The sequence below is a fragment of the Chitinivorax tropicus genome, assembly GCF_014202905.1.
Taxonomy (GTDB): domain Bacteria; phylum Pseudomonadota; class Gammaproteobacteria; order Burkholderiales; family SCOH01; genus Chitinivorax; species Chitinivorax tropicus.
This window is the reverse complement of record NZ_JACHHY010000009.1, coordinates 80,801-106,611: the sequence shown is the minus strand read 5'-3', so window position 1 is coordinate 106,611 and position 25,811 is coordinate 80,801. Positions and strand designations below refer to the sequence as shown.

The following is a 25,811-nucleotide window of genomic DNA, read 5'->3' as shown; positions in this document are numbered from 1 at the left end:
TTTGAATGATATGAAAGCGTGTCAACGGAGCTGGATATGCCACACCCGCAACGCCTGTTCAGTTGTCGCACCCGTGGTAGTTGCAAGCTGATCTGACCGCGCCGGTTTGGCAGGGCGGGGCTGTCAGATCTCAATACCAGCGTCGAATGCGTCCTCCCGAAGCAGGTGATCGAGCTGGCTCCACAGTGTCTCGCACTGACCTGATCGGTAGGCCGCTGCTCGAAAGGCGGGGTGTTCCTCGCGATACCTGTTCCACAGCGAGGTCTTTCTGTCTGCGATGCAGGCTTTGACATTGGCGAGCCGATCCGCTGCTTTGACGATCAACGCCAGCTCTGCGTGCCCGCTCACACTAGCAAGCTTTTGATAGGTTTTCGCCTTCCGTTCCTTGCGGTCAGAGCCCGGCTCATCTGTCAACAAGGCCACACATTCCGCTACCAATGCGCCAAATTTTTCCGCGATTTCATCCAGCGATGTGGAGGTATCTTCAACCACGTCGTGCAGATAACCGATGGTTTCAGCCAACGGCCCAAAACCTGCCAGGTTTTCGACCACCTGATCGAGGTGAAAGACATATGGCTGCGCCCCATACATCTGTTCGCCGTGAGCGGTGATGGCGAACTCGCGGGCGGAGAGGGGTGTCTGGCATGCCAGTCCAGTGGTGGGCCGCACGCTGGGCCCACCATCATGGCTGCTGCCTGGGTGTCGAATCACCCCTTCGACTTCTTGGCTTTCCGGAGTGCCTCCACTGGATTGGCATCTGCTGCGAGCTCTCCTACTGCTGCGCGAAAGACCAATTTGTCTTTATTTACCGAAAACGCATGCGCCGAAAGATAGTTTCCGGAGCCCACGGAACGTACAACGACAATGATTTCCGGCTGCTTATTGCCATCGATATCGGCAAGCATGACCTTCTCGATGGTGCCGTCACGTGGGCGGATGAGTCCGGACGTGAAAAATGTCGTTTCATCCGGAGCCGCAGCGGCGTCATAGAGCCGTACACTGAAGCTACCAAGCGATCGAGCCTCGAAATCGCCTTCTGCCACGACCACTGTGTTGCCAGTTGGGAGTGTGATCTTCGAAACAAAGCGTTCTGGCTCTGCAGCATGAACGGAAGTGGTAAACAGCAACACCATTGCTGTGATCAATACTCTCATGATGACTTCTCCTTTTGGCTCATGGCCTTGATCTGGGGGATGTTCAAATTGACGTACTGGCATGGCCAGTCCCGCGTGACTGAGGTGGTCAGGCCATGCGCAATGGCCTGACCTTGATGGGGTGCAGTTTACTGGAGCCCGTTGTTGTCGCCAATGGCGGCTGGTGGCTGTGCTCCTCCTTTGTGGTGCTGACCGTGGCTCAGGGTGGTGCGTTGAGCGAGTGGCCATTGTTGAAGACACAGCGACCTCATCAATGGTTCACATTGGTGAGAAGGGAAAATATTTTAGGGTTGATATCCCGTGAATTGGCCGATCAGATCGAGCCATAGACACGGGGACATGACCAGAGCAAAGCGCAAGCGGATCAATGACCAAGCGGGTTACGTAGCTCAAAGGTGCCTGGGAAGCGGCCAAGCGCTTTATCTGCTTTGAACGTTCTGCATATCGTTCAGGCATGCGCAGTCTGGATGCGTGATCAATCAGCGGTGGCGTGCCGTTGTTGCCCAGGTAGCAGCCTGCCCAACATGGTGTGCGACAACAGCATGCCCAGCACGGCGCCTGTACCATTGGCCAGCATGTCCCACATATCAAAGCTGCGGTATCCAGTTGCTTTCTGCGCGAATTCGATGGCGATGCCCATGGTGATCAAGCCCCACATGATGACCTGACGGCGGCGGCGGGGTGGTTGGAGCTGGGCAAACCACAACATCAGGAACATATACGTGGCAGCGTGTTCCAATTTGTCTGCATGATTGATATCCAGCTGAGGCGGGGCGGGGATCAGGCACAGATACCAGACCAATGCGATCATGCCCCAGCCTGCGATCAGCCAGATGCGTGTTAGCGTGTTATGTGACATCATTTATTCATCATACCTCAAAGCCTGAAACTGTATGCGTCGCTCTCTCCGATTTGCTGTTGCCTGTTTATTCACCTGTTTGGTCGTGCCCACCACACCAGCTGAAGAGGTGGTCGTGCCCGCCCTGCTGGACAGACCAGAGGTCATGTCGTTTATCGAGCGTATGGTGGAGCAACATCAATTCGATCGTCAGGGGTTATACGATTTGTTCAACGAGGCGGTATTCAAGCCCACCATTCTGAATGTGTTGGACAAACCGGCGACTTCGCGCCCATGGTACCAGTTTCAGACCAATTTTCTCACTGATGCCAAGGTGCGTGACGGCGTAGCCTATTGGCGGCAGCATCAGGTCTGGTTGGACAAGGCACGGCAGATGTTTGGCGTGCCGCCAGAGATCATTGTGGCCATCCTTGGTGTGGAAACCAATTTCGGGCGTAATGCCGGCAGCTTTCGTGCTTGGGATGCCTTGACGACGATTGCTTTCGATTACCCGCGTCGAGCAGAGTATTTTCAACAGGAACTGGAACAGTTTCTGTTACTGGCGCGGGAAGAAAATAAGCCGCCGTTGACACTCAAAAGCTCCTATGCCGGGGCATTGGGTTCTCCGCAATTCATGCCCAGCAGTTATCGTAAATATGCCATCGACCTGGATGGTGATGGGCGACGCGATATCTGGGGGCATCCAGCAGATGCCGTTGGCAGCGTGGCGGCCTATTTCAACCAATATGGCTGGAAGGCGGACGGCATGGTGGCGGTAAGGGCACAGGTTTCCGGCAACCAGGTGGAGCAATTGTTGGCCGATAAATTCAACCTGCATTACACCATCGATGAGCTGGCCACCATGGGGATCAAACCTGTCAACGCGCTACCAGGCAACGAGCCTGCGGTGGTGTTCATGTTGGAAACCGACCCTGGCGTAACCGAATACTGGCTTGGATTGACCAATTTCTATGCGATTACCCGCTATAACCGTAGTGTGAACTATGCGATGGCGGTCAATTTGCTGGCGCAACGTCTGCGCATCGCCTATGACGACCCCATCGAGGCGGCCCCACCTCGGTCAAGCCGCCCGCCCGCCAGGCGTGGGCGAGCAGCAAGCTGAATCCCTGCCCTGTTTGAGGCGGGGCAATTTCCTTCTGGACACGCCAGACAGCCTCCCCGCCTCATGTGTAGTCGCAGAAAACACCTCAATATGGCGTGGCCAGAAGCAAGAAAATTTTCTGTGGGCGTCTTGCCTGGATGGTTATCTAATTAAGAATGGATATGGGTAATAAGCGGTGGCACGGCAGTTTCTGTCAGGCCAGCCTGCTGTGTATTTCCCATATTCATCATGTGCTGATTTTCCATCATGTTTTTTGTGGGATGTTGACTATTTACTTTCGAAAATGTTGGCTCTACCCTGATGTTGCCCTGCCCGCCATGGGCAAAACATATTCAGGAGAGCAGCGTGAAACATAGAGCCATACTTGGTGCAGCTGTCATTGCAAGTGCTGTGTGGTTGCCGCAGACGGGGCTGGCATCTGGGTATACCGAAACGCAATACCCGATTCTGTTGGTGCATGGGCTTTTCGGATTCGATCATTTTCTGGGGGCCAATTATTTTTACAAGGTGCCAGGTGAGTTGAGTCGGGATGGTGCACGTGTATTTGTTTCGACAGTGTCCGCCGCCAACAGCAACGAGGTGCGGGGCGAGCAGCTGTTGGCGGAAGTGAGGCGGATATTGGCCCAGACTGGGGCCGCAAAGATCAACCTGATTGGCCACAGCCAGGGCAGCCCGACCGCCCGATATGTAGCTGCTGTCCGGCCAGACCTGGTGGCATCGGTCACCAGTGTTGGCGGGGTCAATGCTGGCTCCAGAGTGGCGGATATCGTGCGCAAGGTTGCGCCCCCGGGCTCAGTGTCGGAGTCCGTGGCTGCGGCAGTGGCGGGTGCTTTTGTCAAAATGCTGACTTTTGCCACCGGCAGTGACCACCTGCCCCAGAATACCATTGCCGCCCTGGATGGCCTGACCACACAAGGTCTGGCCACATTCAATGCCAAATACCCCGCCGGCGTGCCACATGGGTGTGGTGAGGGAGCGCATGTAGTCAATGGCGTTCGCTATTACGCCTGGGGAGGGAGTAGCCCAGTGACCAACGTACTGGACCCGCTGGATGGCCCGATTGGCTTGTTGTCGCTGGCTCATGGCGTGCCCAATGATGGCCTGGTGGACACCTGCTCCCAGCGGCTGGGGCAGGTGATCCGGGTGGATTACAAGATGAACCACCTCGATCAGATCAATGGTTTCTTCGGTATCACTCATCTGTCTGAAACCAGCCCACTGACTGTCTATCGTCAGCATGCCAACCGGCTGAAGAATGCGGGCCTATGACATGAAAACCATCTGGATCGGCGTTGCCACGCTCGCCGCGCTGGGGATGGGGCTGGCCATGACAAACCAGACGGATACTGTCATTGCGGCGGGGCCACATGGCCAACCCACCGCGCCATCCAAGACAAACCAGTTTGCAGCCTCGTTGACCGGCACCGTGAAGGATGGCGTGATCCGTCAGGGGCAGGGGGAGCTGGTAGTCGGGCCAGGGCTGATCCAGCGGTTTGAATATTACCTGGCCACGCTGGGTGAGCAGCCGTTGTCGGTGATCCGTCATCGCATCGAGCAGGATATGGATCAGGAGCTGCTGCCAGAGCATGCCCTGCGGGGTAAGCAGATCTTGGTGCAATACCTTGAATTCAAGACTGCTTTGGCCGAACGTGGCAAACGGGCGCGATTGGAATCGCAGGCGCTCACATTTGAGTCCGCCAAAGCGCGCCTGATGTCGATCCGGCAGCTGCGTGCCCATTTCTTCACGCCGATCGACAGCTACGCTTTGTTTGGGGAAGCCGATCAGATCGATGACATTGCACTGGCGCAGATGCAAGTTGAGCAGGATGCCAGCTTGTCACCCGTGGCGAAGTCGCAGCAACTACAGGCATTGGTGGATCAATTACCCGCCAATGAGCGGGCCGCACAGCAAGCGGCCACCTCGCATGCCGCGCTGGCACAAAAGGAAGCATGGGCTCGACAGCAGGGCGCAAGTGATACACAGATCGACGCATTACGTACCGCCGAGGTGGGGGCAGAGGCCGCCGCCCGCCTGGCTAAGTTGGACCAGGAGGAGGCAGAGTGGCAGCGGCGTATCGCAGGTTATCGAGCCGAGCGTGAAAGCATTCTGCAAATCGGGCTGGCCGCAGCACAACAGCAGGAGGCATTGCAGCGGCTGCGTGCGCAGCATTTCTCTGATCAAGAGCAGCTCAGACTTTCAGCCTATGAAGGTGGTTGAATTGAAACGGGCCTTGGCGGCCCGTTTTGCTGAAACTGCCACTACTCGTCACACATCAAATTTGATGCCCTGCGCCAATGGCAGCGCATTGCCATAGTTGACGGTATTGGTGGTACGGCGCATGTAATTTTTCCATGAATCCGACCCGGATTCGCGACCGCCGCCGGTTTCCTTTTCACCGCCGAATGCGCCACCGATCTCGGCACCGGAGGTGCCGATATTGACATTGGCAATGCCGCAGTCCGAGCCTGCGGGAGATACGAACCGTTCGGCTTCCTGCATGCGATCTGTGAAGATGGCGGACGACAAACCCTGTGGTACGCCGTTTTGCAGCGCCATGGCTTCATCCAGCGTCTTGTAGGTCATCACATACAGGATGGGCGCAAAGGTTTCGTGGCAGACCACTGGCAGGTTGCCGTTGACGCGCACGATAGCGGGTCGCACGTAGAAGCCGTTGGCTGGTACGCCTGCTGTCACCCGTTCGCCGCCGAATACCACTTCGCCACCCTGGGCTTTGGCATCGGCCAATGCTTGTTGCTGGGCTCGGAAGGATGGCTCGTCGATCAATGGGCCCACCAGCTTGCCGCTTTCACGCGGGTCGCCAATCGGCAGGGTTTCATAGGCTTTGGCAATGCGGGGCAGGAGTTGATCCACCACCGATTCCTGAACGATTAGGCGGCGCAAGGTAGTGCAACGTTGTCCTGCTGTGCCGGCTGCTGCAAACACGATGGCGCGCAATGCCAGCTCCAGGTTGGCGGTTTCAGTGACGATCATGGCGTTATTGCCACCCAGCTCCAGCAGTGAGCGGCCTAGACGACCACCAACTGTAGCCGCGACGGCTTTCCCCATGCGGACCGAGCCAGTGGCAGAAACCAGCGGGACCAGCGGGGATTCGGCCAGTTGCTTGCCGGTTTCGACTTCACCGATCACGATCTGTGACAAGCTCCGTGGTGCGCCGTCGAATTCGGCAATCACCTCGTCCACTACCGATTGAATCGCCAGGGCGCACAGGGGGGCTTTCTCAGAGGGTTTCCACACCACGGGGTCGCCACATACGAAGGCGAGCATGGCATTCCATGCCCACACGGCCTGTGGGAAGTTGAAAGCAGTGATCACGCCGACGGTGCCCAGTGGGTGCCATTGTTCCATCATGCGGTGCTCAGGGCGTTCTGACACGATGGTCAGACCATGTAATTGTCGAGACAGGCCGACTGCAAAGTCACAGATATCGATCCATTCCTGCACCTCGCCTTCCGCTTCGGCAACGATCTTGCCGGCTTCCAGCGTGATGACCTGTGCCAGTTCTTTCTTTTTGGCGCGGACTTTCTCTCCAATCAGTCGTACCAGCTCACCTCGCCGGGGGGCCGGCACCGTGCGCCATTTCAGGAAAGCGGCGTGGGCTTCCTTGATGGCTTGCTCCGTAATTGCTGCTGGGGCGTTGACGTATTGACCAAGCGATGCGTGGTCGATCGGTGAACGGAGGGGCTTGGCCGGGCCGTTGTCGAAGACAGCTTCGCCATTGATGATGGCGCTGGCCCACTGCTCGCCTTGCAGATATTTGCCAAGGCCCAGGGCCGCGATCAACTGGGTATCGAGTTTCATAACTTGACCTTTTCTGCGTGTTCGGAGTCCGTGGAGTAGTAGCGCCCGAAGCGGTTGGCCAGGAATTCGTCCAGATTGACTTGTTCTTGGCTGACAAAGCCTTTGCCGGGCAATTTGCCGGTGCGGTGCAGGTCGATGACTGCAGTTGCCCCTGCCGACGTGGTCAGCTGGATCGACGACCAGTGCTCGCCATGGATGTCCTGGTGGTAGATCTTGCGTGCATCGGTTTCCTGCATATAGAAGCCATCCTTCCAGCCTGATGCGGACACATACACCAACACCACGTCCTGGCGGGTGATCGGCAGCGCGTTCTCCATGATCTCTTTCAGCTGTTTGCGGCGAGCGACTTCCGACCCCATCTTCAGGCCATTGATCAGGAAATCCATCAGGTATTGGTGGCCAGGGTAGCGGACCGTCTTGTAGTTCAGCTCATTGATCTTGCCATCCAGCGTTTCGCACAGGGTGCCCAGGCCGCCAGACGTATTGAATGCTTCATATTCCAGGCCATCCAGCGAGAAATGCTCCAGCCCCTCCAGCGCCAATACTTCGATCGGCTTGCCACCGACAATGGCCTCGCATGGGTTGCAATATTCATTGATCAAGCCATCGGTGGACCAGGTCAGATTGTATTTCAGGTGATTGTGTGGGTATTGAGGCAGTGCGCCGACACGCATCTTGACGCTGTCGAGCTTGTCAAAGCGCTTGGCCAATGCATAACCGAGGATGCCGATGAAGCCCGGTGCCAGCCCGCATTGTGGCATGAAGATCTGGCCCTGCTTGGCCTCTTTGGCCAGCTCGCGGATACGGCGTGTGGTTTCGACATCTTCTGTCAGGTCGAAATAGGAGACGCCCGCATGCAGCGCAGCCTCGGCAATGCCTGGGTTGATGTCGAATGAGCAGGCCGACAGCACGCCTTTCTTACCATCCAGTGCGCGAGCCAAATCCTCGGGAGACTTCACATCCAGCAAGGTGGTTTCAACCGGTACATATTTGGCCAGCCGCTCCAGCGCAGCCTGGTCGCGGTCAGCTACGGTCACCTTGTAATCACCGCTGTGGTGCAGCAGTTTGGCAATGCTGGCGCCGATTTTGCCGGCGCCGACGATAAGAATCGGGTACATGGTGTTGTCTCCTGTTGCTTTCTTTGAGTGGTGGGGTGATCTGCAGCACCTAACTGCCAGCCGCAACCCCCGCCACATTCACGTTGGTTGACTCGAAAATCTTGTCGGCACTGGCCGCAATGAAGCCCTGGTAAAGCTGTCCGTCCGCATCGGGGTAGCGTTTGGCGAATTCGTAATAACAGGTCGGGATGGTATGCACACTACCATCGCCAAAGGTGACGGGCATGCGGTCGGCCAGTGTGGAGCCCTGCTCCAGCAGTTGGGTAGCCGTGCCTTTGATCTTGCCGCCAGCACTGTTGATGGCGAAGCCTGCGTGTTCGACGCGATCGATCACCTCAGCCAGCGTAGTGGGGCGTACCAAGTGATCGACGGAAATGGTGAAGTGATTCACCCGCATGCCAATGGCAGCCAGCCAAGCGGCGTATTCGCTTTCTGCGAGCAGCGTCTGGTATTCGTCCCAGCTGGGCATCTCCCACAGTGGGCCAGACCAGAACACATCAATCATATCAGCGATACCCTCGTCTATTTGTCTACACATTTTGTCAATGATGCCCTGGGCGGTCGGGCTCAGCTGCTCAACCAGCAGTTCTGACAGGAAAATGCGAGGCTGCTTAGGGTCGTCATGCACATATCCCCAGGCAGAAAGCTTCTTTTCTTCAAAGATATAGGGCTCTAGCCTGCGGTAACCCAGCTTGAAGAAATGTTGTTCAAGGCGTGCCAGATTGATCGGTGCGCGGTTGAAGGTGCGGAAAGCAACGTGATCGTTGTAGACCTCGGGATTGTCTGCTTTGAACAATGCGTGGATTTGCTCGGCCTGCGGTGCCATACGAACATAGTCCTGCCACAGCAGCTGATAAAACGTATTCAGATTCATGTGTACCTATCTCGATTCCTTGGGACGATCATCCCTGCCGGGTGGTGACGAAAGCTGCTGTCAGGCCGGTTCAAATGTATATACAATTTGCGCGTAAAAGTGTGTGCTTGCCGCTACGCTTTGTCAAGCCCCGCAGGCTTGATTGCTAGGGTTTACCAGGAGTGCCTTGACCGTGACTTGTGAAGCCATACCGGCCATATCACCTCCGCCCTCGCCAAAGCGGCATTGCGGCGAGTAGCGGGCCTAACGGATCAGGGCCTCCTTGGATGCCGCAGCGGAGGGCGATGAGGCCGCATCGGCAGAATCTGGGCCAACGTGGCCCAGCCAGGCTGGTGGTGGGCATGGTAGAATCGCGTTTTTCCCAGACTCAAGTACTTAATCGAGGTCAATATGGCTGGTCACTCCAAATGGGCCAATATCCAACACCGTAAAGGCCGTCAAGACGCCAAGCGCGGCAAGGTGTTCACCAAACTGATCAAGGAAATCACCGTGGCGGCCAAGATGGGCGGTGGTGATATCAATTTCAACCCGCGCCTGCGCCTGGCGGTGGACAAGGCCAAAGAAGAGAACATGCCCGCCGACAACATCGACCGCGCCATCAAGCGCGGTACCGGCGAGCTGGAGGGCGTGACCTATGAAGAGGCCCGCTACGAGGGCTACGGCATTGGCGGTGCGGCGGTCATGGTGGATTGCCTGACCGACAACAAAACCCGTACCGTGGCGGATGTGCGCCATGCCTTCAGCAAGTACGGCGGCAATATGGGCACGGACGGCTGTGTCTCGTTCCAGTTCAAGCACTGCGGCTATTTGATCTTCGCACCTGGCGTTGACGAAGACTCGATCATGGAAGCCGCACTGGAGGCGGGCGCTGAGGACGTGGTCAGCAATGACGACGGCTCGATTGAGGTCATTACGCCCCCTTATGAATTCACCCAGGTTAAAGAAGCGCTGGAAAAAGCGGGTTTCAAGGCTGAAATGGGCGAAGTCACCATGAAGCCACAAAACGAAACCGAGCTGACCGGCGACGACGCGGCCAGAATGCAGAAACTGCTGGATGTACTGGAGTCGCTGGATGATGTGCAAGAGGTCTACACCTCAGCGCTGATCAGCGAATAAATACATCGGCTGGATAAGCAAGCCCTGTGCATGTCTGTGCGCAGGGCTTTTCTATTTGCATACTCTGCGTTGGTAGTTGGTTCTCTGCTTGTTACAGGGATAGCCGTTTTGTTGAAAACTACAACTGACAATGCTGCTTTTTAGTGGGTCACTATAGCTCGTCACTGAGCATCGATCGAGGCATCACAAACCTGTAGGAGATAGGTGTAGGAACCTTATTCTTGCAGGTTTGCACTCCTTCCATCTCCCCCTCGCTGTAAAACGTCAACCGCCCCTGCCGTTTGATATGAGAGGCATGACCCGGCTTGCCGGGGCATGTCCTCTCGATGGAAGGGTTAGGCATCACAAATGCTTAGGCGAAGGCGGTACTCAGTCGGTGAGATGCTCGGTTTCACTTACAGATGAGCTACCAGTTGCTCTGCGACGGGGGGTGTTTCAAGCAGGGGGGCTACCTTTCTGATCTGTTCCATTAGAAATCCGCTGCTTGAACTGGCTTTCAGGGCTTCCTCCGACTGCCAGATCGTTATGGACATACCTTTTCCAGTTGCGGGATCTGTCAACAAGAGAGTTGAGACAAATCCTTCTTGTCGCCTCAGAGCTGGGAGAACGGAATCCTGGAATAGGCTGGTGATCTCTGCAAGCCTTCCTGGCTTCGATTGAATATGCATTACGCGTGAAAACATGGAATGACTCCCTATGGTGAAAAACTGGACCAGTTCTGTGCCGAAAGAGCACTGTACTGCACCCGCGATGCCTAACGTGGAAATAACCCGACGACCGTCAGGCCGGTCAGGTTGATTGCAGGGTTAGGAGTCACAGCGAACCCCACATGTACAAGCCTTTACATTGCGAAATGGATTGTTGCGATAGGCGCACAAGCGCAACTACAACGGGATGTATGTCGTCAGCAGAACAAGATAGTTCTTCTGTTTGGCTCCACTCGTGCGCTGCTGCGTTGACATCAGTCTCCTCGAGTTTTGAAAGTAACGCGACATACTCATCTTGAAATTGATGAAGCCATGATTCGCCGCCCTCGCCAAAGGCGACATCAATCAACATGTGCTTCTCGGGGTTCCATTCTTCGTTTTCCAGAATAGCCCAAAGAGTACCGAACTCCAGACTTGTAAGTCCCTTGAATTCTACAGGGGCAAACCGCTTTATTCTGTTACTTCTATCCAGCGAAGCAGTGCTTTCGTAAGCCAAAGCCTCTTCGCGGGAATTGACGAATAGATCGCAGAGCAAGCTCATTAATACGATTCCTAATGTTTGAGTTAGGCGTCGGGGCGAAGGGCACGCACTGGCCCAAGAGCACGCAGAATATCATCTGGAATTGCCCCCTCGGATTTCGCGACCTCTTCCATGGTGGCAAGCCATTTAAAGTCATGCTCACTTTGTGGATGGGCGCGAAGTTGCTGCAAGAGCACTGTCGCGTGCACCCATGACACCTCAACCTGATTGATTGCCTCCCATACGATCCTATTCTCTTCCCGAAGCCTCAATCGTTCAAACACTACGGGTCGTTCGTAGCCTAAACGTACTAACTCACCAGTGGAAGATTCTTCAGAGATTAGCTCGAAATGAAGGCAATAATTTGACCCATTGACTCCTATGAATTCAGCTCGCAGGGATCCCCCATCTCGAATCATTTCGATACCGACGATGGCGCTGACGGGTGGCAACATGAGGCGCCTAGTGTTGGACATGAGCGGCGGTTGGAGGCGGGTGAAGCCCGCCGGAAACCGTCCGCTCGATAAAAGGGTTGGGTCGCACCAAAGTGTAGGGGCAATTCGCCATGTGGTACTCAGCGCAGTTGCTCGGCAAGGGCAACAATGATGCCCTCAGGGCCACGTATGTAGGCCAGACGATATGCGTTCTCGTAGTTCATTTCACCGATGAGCTCCGCGCCGTGTGCGAGCATGTGTGTGACCATACCGTCGATTTCCTCAACCTCGAACATGATGCGGCGTATGCCGAGGGTGTTTACTGGTGCATTCACAGGGCCAAAGCGGATCGGATTGGGAGTGTGAAACTTATCTAACTCAACACCTTGACCATCGGGAGTTCGGAGAGTGACAAGTGTGGCCTTCACATCTGTCAGACCGATGAGAGCCCCAACCCCTGGCCCTTCGACGGTCGCTTCGCCCTCCAGTTTGAGGCCCAGTTCGATGAAGAATGCTTTCGTCGCTTCAAGATCATCAACAACGATGAGAATATTGTCCATTCGTTTGATTGGCATGTGCTTGCTCCTGTACTTGACCCCGGCGCGTCTATGTGGCCCAGCGTGGAAGTGAGCGTCCGCTCGACTGTAGGGTTAACCATCTTGCTTTGCATAAGTGGCTTTGTAATTGGCAGGAATTTTGACGGGCTGAAGCTTTCCAGCAAGCGATAGCACAATGAGCAAAGCAATGACACCACCGGCGACTATCGCGCCTCCAACCACAAATGCCCTGGTTGAGTCAGATGCTGTTTGAAGTTGCCAGTACGCGGCGCAACCGAGATGCGTAAAAAGTGCGGTAACGGCAAGAAAATAGTAAGGAGCAAAGAATAATTGATTGGGCGGGACGTGAAGACCTGCCGCAGCGTAGTAAAAGTTGGTATCAAGCTGCAGGACAGCGCGCCCAAATAGAACGGCTCCAACGTGAACGAGTAAGAAGAAGGCGAGGTATGCACCCGACCCAGCCTGTAGCCAGGGTATTAAGCCTTTGCGCTGACTCCAGCCACGAATCACAAACCACAAGCCGCTGGCCACCTGAAAAGCCACACAGAAGAGAAGAATGCTCTCGATGGCCCAATGACGGTAGACAGTGCGAGCAATTTCCATAAACGCTATGTGCGTGGAGACGCCTTTTAACGACGCAAGATGATTGGCAATGTGCATTGCCGCAAACGCGACAATGACAAATGCCGAGGTTCGATGGAAGTCGCGAAGAGTCATATGAAGACGCCTAACGTAGAAGTAATCGGCCTGCGCCGCTTTTCGCGCAGGTTCGGTTGATTGCCTGGCCGGGCATCATTGCCAGGCTACAGTTGTAGATGCACACCATTCGCCAATGCCTCGCGTTCGACTGACTGCCATTTGCCATTCATACGCTTCTGCGCGGAAGATATCACAAATGGAACAAGATTTTTGAATAGCGGGAACGGCTCCGGGGTAGCCATGACTTGGAAGTGGAGATGAGGTTGAAGTGAAGACCCCGAGTTTCCTACCAGCCCCAATTGGTCACCACTGCGCACTATGTCTCCTGGACGAACACACACAGAGCCTTTTTTCAGATGCGCATAGAGCGGATAGACATCGCCACATTTCAGAATGACATGGTTACCACCCAGAGCAGAAAATGGAGGCGCAATCTTCGGGCCGAAGAACATAAGCCGAAATAAGTCTCTGGCCATAGAGATTCGTTGCCGATCCGGGGTGCCGTCGCTTGTGGCCACCACAGTTCCATCCATCACTGCGAATACAGGCTTACCCCAGGCGAGCGTAGCGTCAACAGATATGGTGGCAAAAATGTGTTGGAGCAAACTCACCCCGTTGTAGGGAGATCGCTGGTCATCAACGGCCAAGAAATCGAAAGCAAGTTTGGGGTGGCCTGGCGGATTCAGGATCGCCCACTGACCATGCACCGGAGGATTGAGTATGAGAGACTGGCTCATTGCTTATGGTGCCTAACGTTGGAGGTATGGGACGTTGCGCGGCGCTTTATCGCGCAACGTCCAGCGATCGAAGGGAGTGGCCTTGACCGCAGTGTTAGGGCAGGTACTCGACAAGACAGTGATTTTCACCTGCTAATTCCTCTTCGATGATTACGCTAATGCAATTCCAATCACCGCCGGCGAGGCCTGTACCAATTTTTGGATAAGCGATGCGCAGCCCAGAAAAATCTTGCTTAACATGCCACATGACTGACCGCAGTGCGTCGTAGCTAACCTTCACGCCAGCACCGCGCCAATGAATTTGAGTATACCCATTGACAATGACAAAAGAATGATCGGTCAGATGGACGTGAGCTGTACTGATGCAGCCAAGCTTGTGAGAGCCCTTTTCGGTACACAAGTCAGCCTCATACGCTTGCGGAAAGCGGGTTCGAATTTGCTTCGCAATGCCGGCGCCCATCGTGTGCTGACAGTTACAACCATGGATCAGGACATCGAAATGCCCTTCCATGGCTAAGGTAAGAAGATCACCTTGCAGAACATGCATGGCAGCGAGTCCTAACGTTGTAGGTATAGTTACGCCGAGTGTTTTGGTGATGGTTAACGTTGGAGATAACGTGCGACCGGAATGCCGCAGGCACGGAGGGAACCCGAAGCGCAGCTTTGGGCCGTCACGTTGACCGAAAGGTTAGGAGCGGGATACTTCAGTACCAAGCGAACTCCAATTGGGCAATTTGTATTTGTACTTTCCGTATGTGTAATAAAGCGCCATGAGAAAGCCAAAAAGCAAGCCAGCGAGGCCGGATGCCCAAAGTGCGTGCTCCAATTCAATGCCTGTATGTGACCACATAAACAGCCACATGAAAATTCCCCACATAACTCCGAAAGTTAAACCCATGCAAATGGCGAGAGGTATGAATGGAGTGAAATGAGGTGGCGGAATTTTGGCGCCCATTTTCCAGAGAGCCCTGAAAGCGGGTGGCTCGTAGTGATTACGCCAAACGCCAGTTTTGGCCATTATTTCTAATGCTTGATTCCGCTTGAGTTCAAATTTCATAGGTAAGCTCGCTAACGTGAAATATACACCTGTGCAGGTGCATATTTGGTTTATGTATGTGTGACTCAGCATGTTACACGCTTTTTTTCATTATTTGCTATTTACTCATTTCAAATATGGTCGATGAATAAAAAATGGAGCCTGGTAAGGCTCCATTTTTGTCTCCAGCGGTGACGCACCTGCGTGGTGCATCAGAATGGGATGTCGTCCTCGAAATCGTCAAAACTCGCGGGCTTCGAGGCAGCTGCTTTGGGCGGGGCGGGGCGGGGTGCGGCTTGGCGTGGGGCGGGGCTGCTGGCGGGCATTCCGCCACCCATGTTGTCACTGTAGCCGCCGTCATCAAAGCTGCCGCCGCCACCACCGTCACGACCACCCAGCATCTGCATGCGGTCTGCGATGATTTCAGTGGTGTAGCGCTCGTTGCCTTGCTGGTCTTGCCATTTGCGGGTTTGCAGGCGGCCTTCGATATAGACGGGACGGCCTTTTTTCAGGTATTCGCCGGCGATTTCCGCTTGACGACCATACATCACCACGCGGTGCCACTCGGTGCGCTCCTGTTTGTCACCATTTTTGTCTTTCCAGGTGTCGGTCGTGGCAATCGCCAGGTTGGCGACGGCATCGCCATTGGGCATGTAGCGGACTTCCGGGTCACGGCCCAGGTTGCCAATCAGCATCACTTTGTTGAGAGAGGCCATTCAATTCGTCTCCTGAATCAGTTTCATTACGCCGGCTTCGTCCCAGTCCTGAGGCAGGACTTTCAGGTACGCCACGCGTTCTTCGGCAATCACAACTGCTTCCTTGACGCCGTGCAGGCCGCCCAGGCGGCGCGACAGTTCGCGTACATCGCCTTGCCAGTCATCACCAATATGGAACATTTGTGTCTTGACCGGAAGGGGCGGGCGCATTGAGCTGGCGACCAATAGCCAGCCCAGCATCATCAAGCTGCACATGCCGAATACGGCAGGCGTGCCATAGTGGTTGTATAACCAACCACCTGATGCACCACCAAGAAAAGCACCGAAGGATTGGGTGGCATTATACACGCCGATTGCGGTTCCCTTCGCGGCTGCTGGGGCGATTTTTGAGACCAGCGAGGGTAGGGTGGCCTCCAGAATGTTGAAGGCCAGGAAATACAACGCCAGCAATGCAACGATCTCCCAAAACGAATTCAACGCCAATGCCATGCCTGCCTGGGCAAGCAGCATCAGCGCAATGGCACTGACGAATACCTGTTTCAGGCGGGCTTTTTTTTCACCGTAGATGATGGCCGGAACCATGAAGATGAATGCCCCGACCATGATGGGCAGGTACACCTGCCAATGCTGGTCGGCGCTGAGATGGCCGGTGTTCTTCAGCACCAGTGGCATGACCGTGAACATGGCCATTTGGGCGGCATGCAGCGCAAAGATGCCATAGTTGAGCCGGAGCAGCTGCGGGTCGCGCAGGACATCGCGTAATTTGGTGGGGCTGGCCTCGGCGTCTGAGTGGAAGCGTGACAAGGTGGGTTGCGGCACGATCTGCCAGACGCCGATCAGGGCGGCGATCGATAAGACGCCGATCAATACGAAGATGCCTGGCATGCCCAGCAAGTGATAGAGCGATGGGCCAGCGGCGAGCGAGGCGGCGAAAGTCAGGCCGATGCTCATGCCGATCATGGCCATAGCCTGGGTGCGGTGCTCCTCGTGGGTGAGGTCGGCCAGCAGCGCCATGATGGCCGCCGAGATTGCCCCAGCGCCTTGCAGGGCGCGGCCCAGGATCATGGTGTAGATGTCAGTGGCCGAGGCGCAGACCAAGCTACCCAGTGCCATCAGGATCAGCCCGATGTAAATCACCTTTTTGCGGCCAATGCGATCAGACAGTATGCCAAAGGGCAATTGCAGAATGGCCTGGGTCAACCCATAGGCGCCGAGGGCCACGCCGACCAGGGTGTGATTGTCACCACCCTGCAGTTGCGGCGCGTACAGTGCGAAGATCGGCAGAATCAAAAACATGCCGAACATCCGCAAGCTGTAGATTCCGGCAAGGCTCAAGCTGGCACGTAATTCGAATGCGGATAGAGGGGAGGATTTCATCAAGAACGAAAAAGTACTGAATGGAATGGGAAAAAGAAGTCCGGTATATTAGCAGATTGGCCTGCTCAATCCTAACGCGGGCGCCGCACAACCGTTGACCCTGCCTTCTATGAACGATCTCATCCGTATCCGGGGTGCTCGCACCCACAATCTGAAGAATATCAATCTGGACTTGCCGCGATTGAAACTGATCGTCGTCACGGGCTTGTCTGGGTCTGGCAAATCCTCACTGGCTTTCGATACCTTATACGCGGAAGGCCAGCGTCGCTATGTCGAGTCGCTGTCGGCTTATGCCCGGCAGTTCCTGCAACTGATGGAAAAGCCTGATGTTGATCTGATCGAGGGCCTGTCGCCAGCGATCTCGATCGAGCAGAAAGCAACCAGCCATAACCCGCGCTCCACGGTTGGGACGGTCACGGAAATCCATGATTACCTGCGGTTGCTGTTCGCACGGGTGGGGACGCCATATTGCCCTGATCACGAAAAGCCCCTGGAGTCACAGACGGTCAGCCAGATGGTGGACCATGTGCTGGCGCTGCCAGAGGATACCAAGCTGATGATCCTGTCCCCCCTGGTGATCGGGCGCAAAGGCGAAAACCTGGATCTGTTCGATGAATTGCGGGCTCAAGGTTTTGTCCGGTTGCGGGTGGATGGCGAGGTTTATGATATCGACAGCGTGCCCAAGCTCGACAAGAACAAAAAGCACACCATCGAGGCGGTGGTGGATCGGCTGAAAGTGCGGGCCGACATGAAGCAACGGTTGGCCGAATCATTTGAAACCGCGCTACGCCATGCTGATGGTCGTGCAATTGCAGTCGAGATGGAAACGAACCAGGAGCACTGGTTCTCGGCCAAATTTGCCTGTCCGGTGTGCAGTTATAGCCTGCCAGAGCTGGAGCCACGTCTGTTTTCATTCAACAACCCGATGGGGGCGTGCCCGAAATGTGATGGTTTGGGCAACATCAGCTTTTTCGACCCTAAACGGGTTGTCGAGTTCCCGCACCTGAGTCTGGCAGCAGGGGCGGTGAAAGGTTGGGATCGACGCAATCAGTTCTATTTCCAGATGTTGGAGAGCTTGGCGCGGCACTATGCCTTTGATACCGATACGCCTTTTGAGGAGTTGCCGGACAAGATCCAGAAGGTGGTGTTGTATGGCTCGGGCAAGGAAGAGATTGCCTTCACTTATATGAACGAGAAGGGCTCCAAATTCGAGCGGGTGCATGGCTTCGAGGGCATCATCAACAATCTGGAGCGGCGCTACCGTGAGACGGATTCCGTCACGGTGCGGGAAGAGCTGGCCAAATACCAGAACAGCCAGCCTTGTCCGTCATGTGCGGGCTCGCGGTTGCGTAAAGAGGCGCGTTATGTGCGGGTTGGTGGCAAGAGCTTGCACGAGGTCAACCAGATGGCGCTGCGTACTTCGCGCAAGTTCTTCGAGGATACGCAATTCGAGGGGGCGAAAGCATCGGTCGCAGAAAAGATCGTCAAGGAAATCGCGGATCGTCTGCAGTTTCTGGTCAATGTGGGCTTGGACTACCTGTCACTGGACCGCTCTGCGGATACTTTGTCCGGTGGAGAGGCCCAGCGCATCCGGCTTGCCAGTCAGATCGGCTCGGGCCTGACCGGGGTGATGTACGTGTTGGATGAGCCCTCGATCGGTTTGCACCAGCGCGACAACGACCGGTTGTTGGCGACCTTGCAGCATCTGAAGAATCTCAGCAATACGGTCATTGTCGTCGAGCATGATGAAGATGCGATCCGGGCGGCGGATTTCGTGGTGGATATGGGGCCAGGCGCAGGGGAGCATGGTGGTACGGTGGTGGCCATCGGTACGCCGGAAGAGATCATGGCCAACGAGGCATCCAGCACGGGCCAGTTCCTGTCAGGCCGGCGCAAGATCCAGGTGCCGGCGCAGCGCCGAGAGCCAAACCCTGAGCGCTATCTGCGGGTGCTGAATGCGACCGGCAACAACCTGAAGGGCGTCAATCTTGAGATTCCAGCGGGTTTGTTCACCTGCATCACCGGCGTGTCCGGCTCGGGTAAATCCACTTTGATCAATGACACTTTGTATGCATCGGTCGCGCGCCACCTGTATGGCTCGTCGCTGGAGCCCGCACCACATGATGCGATCGAAGGGCTGGAGCTGTTCGACAAGGTGATCAATGTCGATCAAAGCCCGATCGGGCGCACGCCGCGCTCCAATCCGGCCACCTATACCGGGCTGTTCACGCCGATCCGTGAGTTGTTCGCCGGCGTGCCCGCTGCACGTGAGCGGGGCTATGGGCCTGGCCGCTTCAGCTTCAATGTCAAAGGGGGGCGTTGCGAGGCGTGTCAGGGCGATGGGGTGATCAAGGTGGAGATGCACTTCCTGCCTGATATCTATGTGCAATGTGATGTCTGTCATGGCAAGCGCTATAACCGTGAAACCTTGGAAGTGCACTATAAAGGCAAGAGTATCCACGAGGTGCTGGAAATGACAGTCGAGCAGGCGCATGAATTCTTCTCGGCGGTGCCTGTGGTGGCGCGTAAGCTACAGACCTTGCTGGATGTAGGGTTGGGCTATATCCGCCTGGGGCAGTCGGCCACTACCTTGTCAGGTGGTGAGGCGCAGCGGGTCAAGTTGGCCCTGGAGCTGTCAAAACGTGATACGGGCCGCACTCTGTATATTCTGGATGAGCCCACCACGGGTTTGCATTTCCATGATATCGATCTGTTGTTGACAGTATTGCAACGGCTGGCAAGCCACGGCAATACCGTGGTGGTGATCGAACATAACCTGGACGTGATCAAGGCAGCGGACTGGCTGGTCGATCTGGGGCCGGAAGGGGGTGATGGTGGCGGTCAGATCATTGCCACCGGTGCGCCGGAAGTGGTTGCAGCCAGTCAAATCAGCCACACCGGCCATTATCTGCAACGTTTGTTGCAGAACTGATCTGAGAGGCCCTAGGGTGGGGTGTCTCACCTGCAGCAGTTGGGGCAATATGGAATGGGATGTGATATGTCGGATTCATCAGCCAGCTATCAAGCACATTTCGAGCGATTGAAATTTCTGCACAATGAATCACCAGTGGTGGCGTGTGAGCTGGCCGGCACGGTGATGGCGGAGGCGGAGCAGGTGGGTGATCGGCAGGCCCGCGCCGAGGCGTTTTACTGGCGCGGCATGGCGCAACTGGCGATGTGCTCGTTACGTTCGGCATTGATGGATTTCGACCAGTCACTTGCCTTGTCTCGACAGGTCGATGCCCAGCGGGAGCAGGGCCTGGCATTGCGAGGCTTGGGCTTGGCCTATGAGCAGAGCGGCGATTACGAAACGGCAATTGATTATCTGATCAGAGCGTATCAGTGCCTGTCTGCCTCACCTGACTGGGTCGAGGAAAAGCTGTCAGCCCTGCATGGGGTGGCCTCTACCTATCTTGCCATAGGCCGGGCAGCCGAGGCACATAAACATTATCTTGAATTGATAGCTGAATGTGAGGCGCGAAGCTGGTGGCGACACCTGTCGATTACCTTGTCTTCATTGGGCATCTGCTTGGATCAACTGGGCGATTACGATGGTGCAGAGGCCGCCTTTGAGCGTTCGTGCGACATTGCAGCCCAGCATCATCTGCCGCGTAGTGCAATTGCCAAACTCCATCTCGCCTGCTTTCGCATCAAATACCGTGGTATGAGAGATTCTGGTCTGAAATTGTTGAGAGAGGCGGTCATTTCGTTGCAGGAAAGCGGCGATCTGGCGGGCGCATTGGCTGGGCGTGTCTCATTGGTTGAGGCCCTGATCGACTGCGGCTTGTTCAAAGAGGCCGAAGTCGAATTGGGGTGGGCGCTGGAGGTGGCTGTCGAAACCCACTCCCGCCGACAGGAGCTGGCGTTATACCAGCACTACACTACGCTCTGCCGCACCGCAGGCGATTTTGTCTCGGCGCTGACATGGTTTGAGCGTTATCACAATCTGTATCGCGAGCTGGAGCGCGAGTCATTCGACAGCCGCCTGTCGGTATTGCGAATCGGCTTTGAGCTGGATATCGCCCGGCAGGAGACCCAATTGCTGCGCTCGCAGAATGAAGCCCTGGCTCGTTCCCATGCGGATCTGGCTGCAGCGAATGAAGAGCTGCAACGTGTCAGCCGAGAGCTGATCGAGGCGGATCGGGAAAAATCCCGGCTGGTGACGGAATTCAGGCAATTGGCCCTTACCGACCCGCTGACCGGGTTGCACAATCGTCGTTATCTGGAGCTGCGTGTGGCCGATGAGAGCACGATGGCGCGGCGTGGTGATACAGCGGTGCTGATCGCCGTGGCGGATGTGGATCATTTCAAGCAGATCAATGACTGTTTTGGACATGCCATGGGTGACGAAGTCCTGAAGCGGATTGCCTTGGTGTTGCGCCGGTGTGTGGGCAATGAGCACATCGCGGTGCGCTTTGGAGGAGAAGAGTTCGCCATCCTGCTGTTTGATGTCCCGATCGCAGAGGGCATCGCACTGTGCGAACAAGTGCGTAGCGCCGTCGAGGGCTTTGCCTGGCACCTCTCCCACCCGGATCTGCGGGTCACGTTGAGTATGGGGCTGGCGACGTGGCCCACTGGATGGGCCTTTCCGCTGGCCATGGCTGAGGCGGATCAGTTGTTGTATCGCGCCAAGCATCTAGGCCGTAATCGTGTGGTAGCAGTGCCTGGTGTTGCCTGATGCATCCTGAGTGAGCATTCGCCTTCATCATCGCTGATATCCAGGGGGCTGGATGCCTCTGGCTGATCGGCAAGTGCGCCGTATGAGAGCTGTGGTCAAAATTTCATCTAGATGTCTTGTGTGCGTCACGCCTTTTTCACGTCGCCACAGCATGCTTGTTGACTCGATCAATGCCATTACGGAGAGGCACGATGTTTCGTCAACGAGTTCTGTCTGCAAGCTGTCTGTTGGCTGTCATGCTGGGTACGGCGCATGCTGCAGACCCCAAGGTGTTGCTGGTTGGTATCGATGGGGTGCAGTATCAAAAGTTGCAGGCTGTCAACCCTGTCAATTTTTCCCGCCTTTACAGTGCGCAAAGCTACACCGGCGGTGTGGCGGGAGCGGCAGTTGAGCAATCCACGGTCAGTGGGCCCGGTTGGTCAACCATCCTGACAGGGGTGTGGGCAGGTAAGCACGGTGTATACAGCAACGATAAAGTGCCGGCTAATCCGGCTTTCCCAAGCTTGTTCAAGCGCATCCGCGACGCCCGACCCAATGCCTATATCGCCAGCATCAATAACTGGGCGAGCATCAATGAGAACTTCTACAAAAATGATGTAGCCACCAATAATCTGACCGTGTCGGGTATTGATGATCAGGCAGTGACAGATCGTGCGGTTGATACGTTGAAAAACACCGCTGCAGATTTCACTTTTGTCCATCTGGACGACCCGGATCATGCCGGGCATACCAGCTGCTTTGGTGCCGCATACGATCAATCATTGCGTGACAGTGACCGTCGGCTGGGGCAGATGCTGGATGCTGTGGCCGCCAGACAAGCCAAGGGGGAAGACTGGCTGGTGCTGGTGACCACTGATCATGGTCGCGACAGCGCGGGCTGCAATCACGGACAGCAAACTGTCACCGAGAAAACGACCTTCATTGCCAGCAATAAGCCATTGAATCGAGAGTTCACAGATGTGGTGCAGGGGCTGGAGAACAGTGACTTTGGTGGCATCTATGGCCGCCCAGCGCAAACCTCGATCGCGCCCACTGTATTGCGCCACCTCGGTATTCCATTGCAGAGCAATTGGCTGTTGGATGGTTCGCCGCTGATCGGCAATGCCGGGGTGCGTAAGCTGATCGCCTCGCGTAGCGCGGATGCGGATTTCCGTTGGTCGAATGACGACGCATCCCCGGTGCAGATCTATCGAAATGGCCTGCATGTTGCAACAGTTCCCGCTTCGCAAAATGCCTGGAAAGATCCCAGCCCTCAAGCTGGCCAGGTTGATTACAATCTGGTGCTGAATGATACTGCTGTAGCCCTGCGTATCAATAGCCGTGAAATCCAGGCTACATTGGATTGGGACAACACCCGGTCATTCTTCTTCCTGAATGGCGGCAGCTATGTGCGGTATAACCAGAGTCTGGATCGTGCTGATGCGGGCTACCCCAAACCTGTGGATGATTCGACTTGGCCCGGTTTGGCTGCGTATAAAGATCAGATCGTGGCGGCTTTCAGCCGTGACAACACAATCGCTTATGTTTTTCTGAAAGACGGTCGTTACATCCGTTATAACAAGGCTGCCGATAAGGTAGATGCAGGTTACCCAAAGAATATCGATAACCTGTCCTGGCCGGGCGTCGGCCCTTATGGCAAGCAGATCCGCGCAACCTTTCGCTGGCCAGGCAACAAGGTCTTTTTCTTCCTGAATGATGGTCGCTACATTCGGTATGATCTGGCAAAAGATGCTGCCGATGCAGGCTATCCACTGGCGGTCACGGAATCGAATTGGCCAGGGTTGGCCCGCTATTCACGCGATATCATCGCCGCTATGAAGTGGGATGACTCGCGTGGGTATATCTTCCTGACCGGGCGTCGTTTCATTCGCTATAACATCAGCGCCGACCGAGCTGAGCAGGGCTACCCTAAACAGGTGGACAATCATACCTGGCCCGGCCTGGGCGTGTATTGAAATATTGGTAAATCTGTCTGTTGAATCTGAACGGTGGCACTCGATTGGGTTGCCACCGTTGTTTTTCCGGGCTGCTACAGAGCATGCCGGTGCAGATGGCCGTTTAATGGTGCGGGATCAATCCCCTCCCACACAATTCGACATGGCCTGAATCGGCAGTGGTAATTGCTCGGGGGGCGTCCAATCTGGCTGTGCATCCTGCCAGCTCATTGCAGAGATGCGCCAGCCTTGCGGGGTTCGTACAAACTGCATCTGTTTGAGCCCGCGAGCGGTGAAAGGCTGCCCGTCCAGCAGGCCCTCTTTACAATACAGACTCAGGCGTTGCGCCAGATGGCCGTGGATCTGCGTTTGTGACGATTCCTCCCATTCCGCGAAGCCGGTCAGTCGCCCTTCGGTGAGTAGTTGCTGCCGTGGCGTCGTGAACGAGGCTAGACTCATGACATTCATCCGATCACCTGCGTGATGCACGATTACGCATTCTGGTAGGCAAAGATGCTGAATCTCCGATAGATCAGGCACCCGGTCTGCACGATTGGTGAATAGACTGAAAAAGCGACCGACCAACGCATTGATCAAGGCCTGCTCAGCGGGTGGTGTGGCGATATCCATAATGTAACGCCCTGAAGTGGGGGGGGAATCATAGGAGGCGACTGACAGCCTGCTCATATAGTGCCAGCGCAAACCGCTCCAATGCAATAGGGAGCATGAGTGGTGTGACAGCGGTGGTGCTGGCTGCAACAAAAAGCCCGCATTACAGCGGGCTTTGAGCGAAGAACCAAGCGTCGATCAATCTACGTGGTAGTTCGGCGCTTCCTTGGTAATCTGCACATCGTGGACATGCGATTCCCGCATGCCGGCAGAGGTGATCTCGACGAATTCCGCGCGGGCATGCATATCAGCAATCGAGCTGCAACCGACATACCCCATGGAGGACCGCAGGCCACCCACCAGCTGGTGAATGACTGCCGTGATCGGGCCTTTGTAAGGGACGCGACCCTCAATGCCTTCCGGCACGAATTTGTCGTTGGATTTTGCGCTGTCCTGGAAGTAACGGTCGCTAGAGCCTTGCTGCATGGCGCCCAGGCTGCCCATGCCTCGGTAGCTCTTGTATGAGCGGCCTTGATATAGCTCAGTTTCGCCTGGGGATTCCTCCGTGCCTGCAAACAGGCCACCCAGCATGACAGCATGCGCGCCTGCCGCGATGGCCTTGGCGATATCCCCCGAGAAACGGATGCCGCCATCGGCAATCAAAGGTACGCCAGTGCTGGCCAGCGCATCAGCAACATTGGAAACAGCACTGATCTGCGGCACGCCGACACCTGCGACGATACGTGTGGTGCAGATCGAACCGGGCCCGATACCGACCTTGACTGCATCGGCACCGTTGTCAACCAACGCTCGCGCTGCGGCTGCTGTGGCGATGTTGCCACCGATCACCTGCACCTGCGGGAAGGTCTTCTTCACCCAGTTGACTCGGTCGAGCACGCCCTGGTGGTGGCCATGTGCGGTATCGACGACAATCACATCCACGCCAGCTTCCACCAGTAGTTCAACGCGCTCCTCGGTGCCGGCACCTACGCCAACAGCCGCGCCGACGCGCAAGCGGCCTTGTGAATCCTTGCAGGCTTGTGGGTGTTCGACAGTCTTGATGATGTCCTTGACTGTGATCAGGCCCTTCAATTCAAAGGCTTCATTCACCACCAATACCCGTTCCAACCGATGTTTGTGCATCAATTGGCGCGCCTCCTCATTGGATGCGCCTTCCTTGACAACGACCAGTCGCTCGCGCGGGGTCATGATCGAGGACACAGCCTGGGTCAGATTTGACTCGAAACGCAGATCGCGGTTGGTGACAATGCCCACGACCAAGCCATTCTGCACCACCGGAAGGCCAGAGATCCGATGTTGGCGGGTCAGGGCCAGCACATCTGCAACGGTCATGGTCGGCGGGATGGTGATCGGGTCTTTGACTACACCAGATTCAAAGCGCTTGACTTTGGAGACTTCCTGGGCCTGCGCTTGCGGCAACATGTTTTTGTGGACGATACCGATACCGCCTTCCTGCGCAATAGCAATGGCCAAGCGCGATTCGGTCACGGTGTCCATTGCTGCGGACACCAATGGCAGGTTCAGGGTAATGTCACGGGTCAGTTTCGTGGTCAGGCTGACGTCTTTGGGCAAGACGCAGGAATGGGCTGGGATCAGAAGAACGTCATCGAAGGTGAGCGCTTTTTGAATCACTCGCATGCGTGGCTCCTTGCGGCAAAGAGGCATTATACGTAAATCAGGCATCAATCGCAAAATCATTCATGCAAATCAGTGAGAAACCGTCATCACTGGTGCAAACCCGCG

26 protein-coding genes are annotated in these 25,811 nt (G+C 55.8%); 8 read left to right on the top strand and 18 right to left on the bottom strand.

Annotated features, from left to right (window positions below):
* Positions 1–123 precede the first annotated feature (123 nt).
* On the bottom strand, positions 124–669 hold the full coding sequence (locus tag HNQ59_RS08830; protein ID WP_343074223.1) for an HD domain-containing protein: 546 nt from the start codon (positions 667–669) through the stop codon (positions 124–126).
* Between the two features lie 38 nt (positions 670–707).
* Positions 708–1,154 (bottom strand): PliI family lysozyme inhibitor of I-type lysozyme, encoded by a 447-nt coding sequence (locus HNQ59_RS08825; RefSeq protein ID WP_184037924.1) that lies wholly within the window; start codon positions 1,152–1,154, stop codon positions 708–710.
* Positions 1,155–1,249: 95 nt separating this feature from the next.
* On the opposite strand from HNQ59_RS08825, the gene HNQ59_RS08820 reads away from it, so the two are divergent.
* Positions 1,250–1,483 carry a hypothetical protein gene (locus HNQ59_RS08820; protein ID WP_184037921.1) on the top strand — a complete coding sequence of 78 codons (234 nt, stop codon included), beginning with the start codon at positions 1,250–1,252 and terminating at the stop codon, positions 1,481–1,483.
* A 146-nt stretch (positions 1,484–1,629) separates the two neighbouring features.
* On the opposite strand, the gene HNQ59_RS08815 is transcribed toward HNQ59_RS08820, so the two are convergent.
* Positions 1,630–2,016: a VanZ family protein gene (locus HNQ59_RS08815; RefSeq protein ID WP_184037918.1), complete on the bottom strand. Its 387-nt coding sequence runs from the start codon at positions 2,014–2,016 to the stop codon at positions 1,630–1,632.
* 31 nt (positions 2,017–2,047) lie between these two features.
* Between HNQ59_RS08815 and mltB the strand changes: the two genes are divergently transcribed.
* The 3 genes from mltB (at position 2,048) to HNQ59_RS08800 (ending at position 5,333) form a co-directional block, all read left to right on the top strand.
* Positions 2,048–3,115, top strand: a complete 1,068-nt coding sequence (mltB, locus tag HNQ59_RS08810; protein WP_184037915.1) for a lytic murein transglycosylase B — start codon at positions 2,048–2,050, stop codon at positions 3,113–3,115.
* A gap of 300 nt (positions 3,116–3,415) precedes the next feature.
* Positions 3,416–4,384, top strand: a complete 969-nt coding sequence (locus HNQ59_RS08805; RefSeq protein WP_184037912.1) for an esterase/lipase family protein — start codon at positions 3,416–3,418, stop codon at positions 4,382–4,384.
* A 1-nt stretch (position 4,385) separates the two neighbouring features.
* On the top strand, positions 4,386–5,333 hold the full coding sequence (locus tag HNQ59_RS08800) for a lipase secretion chaperone (protein WP_184037910.1): 948 nt from the start codon (positions 4,386–4,388) through the stop codon (positions 5,331–5,333).
* Between the two features lie 48 nt (positions 5,334–5,381).
* Here the strand turns inward: HNQ59_RS08800 and amaB are convergent, their stop codons facing one another.
* The 3 genes from amaB to HNQ59_RS08785 are packed head-to-tail and all read right to left on the bottom strand — an operon-like array spanning position 5,382 to position 8,927.
* Positions 5,382–6,935, bottom strand: coding sequence for an L-piperidine-6-carboxylate dehydrogenase (gene amaB, locus HNQ59_RS08795; protein WP_184037907.1), 1,554 nt, complete (start codon positions 6,933–6,935; stop codon positions 5,382–5,384).
* Complete coding sequence (locus HNQ59_RS08790) at positions 6,932–8,131, bottom strand: saccharopine dehydrogenase family protein (RefSeq protein WP_184037905.1); 1,200 nt, start codon at positions 8,129–8,131, stop codon at positions 6,932–6,934. The genes amaB and HNQ59_RS08790 overlap by 4 nt, the downstream gene beginning before the upstream one ends.
* Positions 8,103–8,927 carry a DUF1338 domain-containing protein gene (locus HNQ59_RS08785; protein WP_184037903.1) on the bottom strand — a complete coding sequence of 275 codons (825 nt, stop codon included), beginning with the start codon at positions 8,925–8,927 and terminating at the stop codon, positions 8,103–8,105. The genes HNQ59_RS08790 and HNQ59_RS08785 overlap by 29 nt, the downstream gene beginning before the upstream one ends.
* 390 nt (positions 8,928–9,317) lie before the next feature.
* Between HNQ59_RS08785 and HNQ59_RS08780 the strand changes: the two genes are divergently transcribed.
* Positions 9,318–10,043: a YebC/PmpR family DNA-binding transcriptional regulator gene (locus tag HNQ59_RS08780; protein ID WP_184037901.1), complete on the top strand. Its 726-nt coding sequence runs from the start codon at positions 9,318–9,320 to the stop codon at positions 10,041–10,043.
* A 395-nt stretch (positions 10,044–10,438) separates the two neighbouring features.
* Here the strand turns inward: HNQ59_RS08780 and HNQ59_RS19990 are convergent, their stop codons facing one another.
* From HNQ59_RS19990 to HNQ59_RS08730, 10 genes are all read right to left on the bottom strand, one after another.
* The gene (locus HNQ59_RS19990; protein ID WP_184037899.1) at positions 10,439–10,726 is read right to left on the bottom strand and encodes an antibiotic biosynthesis monooxygenase family protein; all 288 of its coding nucleotides are present in this window, start codon (positions 10,724–10,726) and stop codon (positions 10,439–10,441) included.
* 130 nt (positions 10,727–10,856) lie between these two features.
* Positions 10,857–11,291: a hypothetical protein gene (locus tag HNQ59_RS08770; protein WP_184037897.1), complete on the bottom strand. Its 435-nt coding sequence runs from the start codon at positions 11,289–11,291 to the stop codon at positions 10,857–10,859.
* 23 nt (positions 11,292–11,314) lie between these two features.
* Positions 11,315–11,725 carry a hypothetical protein gene (locus HNQ59_RS08765; RefSeq protein ID WP_184037895.1) on the bottom strand — a complete coding sequence of 137 codons (411 nt, stop codon included), beginning with the start codon at positions 11,723–11,725 and terminating at the stop codon, positions 11,315–11,317.
* A 119-nt stretch (positions 11,726–11,844) separates the two neighbouring features.
* Positions 11,845–12,279: a VOC family protein gene (locus HNQ59_RS08760; protein ID WP_184037893.1), complete on the bottom strand. Its 435-nt coding sequence runs from the start codon at positions 12,277–12,279 to the stop codon at positions 11,845–11,847.
* A 75-nt stretch (positions 12,280–12,354) separates the two neighbouring features.
* The gene (locus HNQ59_RS08755; protein WP_184037890.1) at positions 12,355–12,978 is read right to left on the bottom strand and encodes a hypothetical protein; all 624 of its coding nucleotides are present in this window, start codon (positions 12,976–12,978) and stop codon (positions 12,355–12,357) included.
* 86 nt (positions 12,979–13,064) lie between these two features.
* The gene (locus tag HNQ59_RS08750; RefSeq protein WP_184037887.1) at positions 13,065–13,697 is read right to left on the bottom strand and encodes a M23 family metallopeptidase; all 633 of its coding nucleotides are present in this window, start codon (positions 13,695–13,697) and stop codon (positions 13,065–13,067) included.
* Positions 13,698–13,791: 94 nt separating this feature from the next.
* Positions 13,792–14,244, bottom strand: a complete 453-nt coding sequence (locus tag HNQ59_RS08745; protein ID WP_184037884.1) for a macro domain-containing protein — start codon at positions 14,242–14,244, stop codon at positions 13,792–13,794.
* Between the two features lie 141 nt (positions 14,245–14,385).
* Positions 14,386–14,754, bottom strand: coding sequence for a DUF6404 family protein (locus tag HNQ59_RS08740; RefSeq protein ID WP_184037881.1), 369 nt, complete (start codon positions 14,752–14,754; stop codon positions 14,386–14,388).
* Positions 14,755–14,945: 191 nt separating this feature from the next.
* Entirely contained in the window at positions 14,946–15,449 is a 504-nt protein-coding gene (locus HNQ59_RS08735) for a single-stranded DNA-binding protein (RefSeq protein ID WP_184037879.1), read from the bottom strand.
* Complete coding sequence (locus HNQ59_RS08730; protein ID WP_184037876.1) at positions 15,450–16,826, bottom strand: MFS transporter; 1,377 nt, start codon at positions 16,824–16,826, stop codon at positions 15,450–15,452.
* A 109-nt stretch (positions 16,827–16,935) separates the two neighbouring features.
* Here HNQ59_RS08730 and uvrA point away from each other — a divergent pair, with 109 nt between their 5' ends.
* The 3 genes from uvrA to HNQ59_RS08715 all read left to right on the top strand — a co-directional run bounded on the left by uvrA (position 16,936) and on the right by HNQ59_RS08715 (position 23,459).
* On the top strand, positions 16,936–19,758 hold the full coding sequence (uvrA, locus tag HNQ59_RS08725; RefSeq protein WP_184037873.1) for an excinuclease ABC subunit UvrA: 2,823 nt from the start codon (positions 16,936–16,938) through the stop codon (positions 19,756–19,758).
* A 66-nt stretch (positions 19,759–19,824) separates the two neighbouring features.
* Positions 19,825–21,504: a diguanylate cyclase gene (locus HNQ59_RS08720; RefSeq protein WP_184037870.1), complete on the top strand. Its 1,680-nt coding sequence runs from the start codon at positions 19,825–19,827 to the stop codon at positions 21,502–21,504.
* 191 nt (positions 21,505–21,695) lie between these two features.
* Complete coding sequence (locus tag HNQ59_RS08715; protein WP_184037867.1) at positions 21,696–23,459, top strand: alkaline phosphatase family protein; 1,764 nt, start codon at positions 21,696–21,698, stop codon at positions 23,457–23,459.
* Positions 23,460–23,576: 117 nt separating this feature from the next.
* Here HNQ59_RS08715 and HNQ59_RS08710 read toward each other — a convergent pair whose 3' ends face one another.
* Entirely contained in the window at positions 23,577–24,068 is a 492-nt protein-coding gene (locus HNQ59_RS08710; protein WP_184037865.1) for a nuclear transport factor 2 family protein, read from the bottom strand.
* Positions 24,069–24,245: 177 nt separating this feature from the next.
* Complete coding sequence (gene guaB / locus HNQ59_RS08705) at positions 24,246–25,706, bottom strand: IMP dehydrogenase (protein WP_184037862.1); 1,461 nt, start codon at positions 25,704–25,706, stop codon at positions 24,246–24,248.
* Positions 25,707–25,811: the final 105 nt, after the last annotated feature.

Coding starts and splice junctions, on each gene's coding strand:
- HNQ59_RS08825 (WP_184037924.1), bottom strand. CDS start 1,154: ATGAGAGTATTGATCACAGCAATGGTGTTGCTGTTTACCACTTCCGTT.
- HNQ59_RS08820 (WP_184037921.1), top strand. CDS start 1,250: ATGCGCAATGGCCTGACCTTGATGGGGTGCAGTTTACTGGAGCCCGTT.
- HNQ59_RS08815 (WP_184037918.1), bottom strand. CDS start 2,016: ATGATGTCACATAACACGCTAACACGCATCTGGCTGATCGCAGGCTGG.
- mltB (WP_184037915.1), top strand. CDS start 2,048: ATGCGTCGCTCTCTCCGATTTGCTGTTGCCTGTTTATTCACCTGTTTG.
- HNQ59_RS08805 (WP_184037912.1), top strand. CDS start 3,416: ATGTTGCCCTGCCCGCCATGGGCAAAACATATTCAGGAGAGCAGCGTG.
- HNQ59_RS08800 (WP_184037910.1), top strand. CDS start 4,386: ATGAAAACCATCTGGATCGGCGTTGCCACGCTCGCCGCGCTGGGGATG.
- amaB (WP_184037907.1), bottom strand. CDS start 6,935: ATGAAACTCGATACCCAGTTGATCGCGGCCCTGGGCCTTGGCAAATAT.
- HNQ59_RS08790 (WP_184037905.1), bottom strand. CDS start 8,131: ATGTGGCGGGGGTTGCGGCTGGCAGTTAGGTGCTGCAGATCACCCCAC.
- HNQ59_RS08785 (WP_184037903.1), bottom strand. CDS start 8,927: ATGAATCTGAATACGTTTTATCAGCTGCTGTGGCAGGACTATGTTCGT.
- HNQ59_RS08780 (WP_184037901.1), top strand. CDS start 9,318: ATGGCTGGTCACTCCAAATGGGCCAATATCCAACACCGTAAAGGCCGT.
- HNQ59_RS19990 (WP_184037899.1), bottom strand. CDS start 10,726: ATGTTTTCACGCGTAATGCATATTCAATCGAAGCCAGGAAGGCTTGCA.
- HNQ59_RS08770 (WP_184037897.1), bottom strand. CDS start 11,291: ATGAGCTTGCTCTGCGATCTATTCGTCAATTCCCGCGAAGAGGCTTTG.
- HNQ59_RS08765 (WP_184037895.1), bottom strand. CDS start 11,725: ATGTTGCCACCCGTCAGCGCCATCGTCGGTATCGAAATGATTCGAGAT.
- HNQ59_RS08760 (WP_184037893.1), bottom strand. CDS start 12,279: ATGCCAATCAAACGAATGGACAATATTCTCATCGTTGTTGATGATCTT.
- HNQ59_RS08755 (WP_184037890.1), bottom strand. CDS start 12,978: ATGACTCTTCGCGACTTCCATCGAACCTCGGCATTTGTCATTGTCGCG.
- HNQ59_RS08750 (WP_184037887.1), bottom strand. CDS start 13,697: ATGAGCCAGTCTCTCATACTCAATCCTCCGGTGCATGGTCAGTGGGCG.
- HNQ59_RS08745 (WP_184037884.1), bottom strand. CDS start 14,244: ATGCATGTTCTGCAAGGTGATCTTCTTACCTTAGCCATGGAAGGGCAT.
- HNQ59_RS08740 (WP_184037881.1), bottom strand. CDS start 14,754: ATGAAATTTGAACTCAAGCGGAATCAAGCATTAGAAATAATGGCCAAA.
- HNQ59_RS08735 (WP_184037879.1), bottom strand. CDS start 15,449: ATGGCCTCTCTCAACAAAGTGATGCTGATTGGCAACCTGGGCCGTGAC.
- HNQ59_RS08730 (WP_184037876.1), bottom strand. CDS start 16,826: ATGAAATCCTCCCCTCTATCCGCATTCGAATTACGTGCCAGCTTGAGC.
- uvrA (WP_184037873.1), top strand. CDS start 16,936: ATGAACGATCTCATCCGTATCCGGGGTGCTCGCACCCACAATCTGAAG.
- HNQ59_RS08720 (WP_184037870.1), top strand. CDS start 19,825: ATGTCGGATTCATCAGCCAGCTATCAAGCACATTTCGAGCGATTGAAA.
- HNQ59_RS08715 (WP_184037867.1), top strand. CDS start 21,696: ATGTTTCGTCAACGAGTTCTGTCTGCAAGCTGTCTGTTGGCTGTCATG.
- HNQ59_RS08710 (WP_184037865.1), bottom strand. CDS start 24,068: ATGGATATCGCCACACCACCCGCTGAGCAGGCCTTGATCAATGCGTTG.
- guaB (WP_184037862.1), bottom strand. CDS start 25,706: ATGCGAGTGATTCAAAAAGCGCTCACCTTCGATGACGTTCTTCTGATC.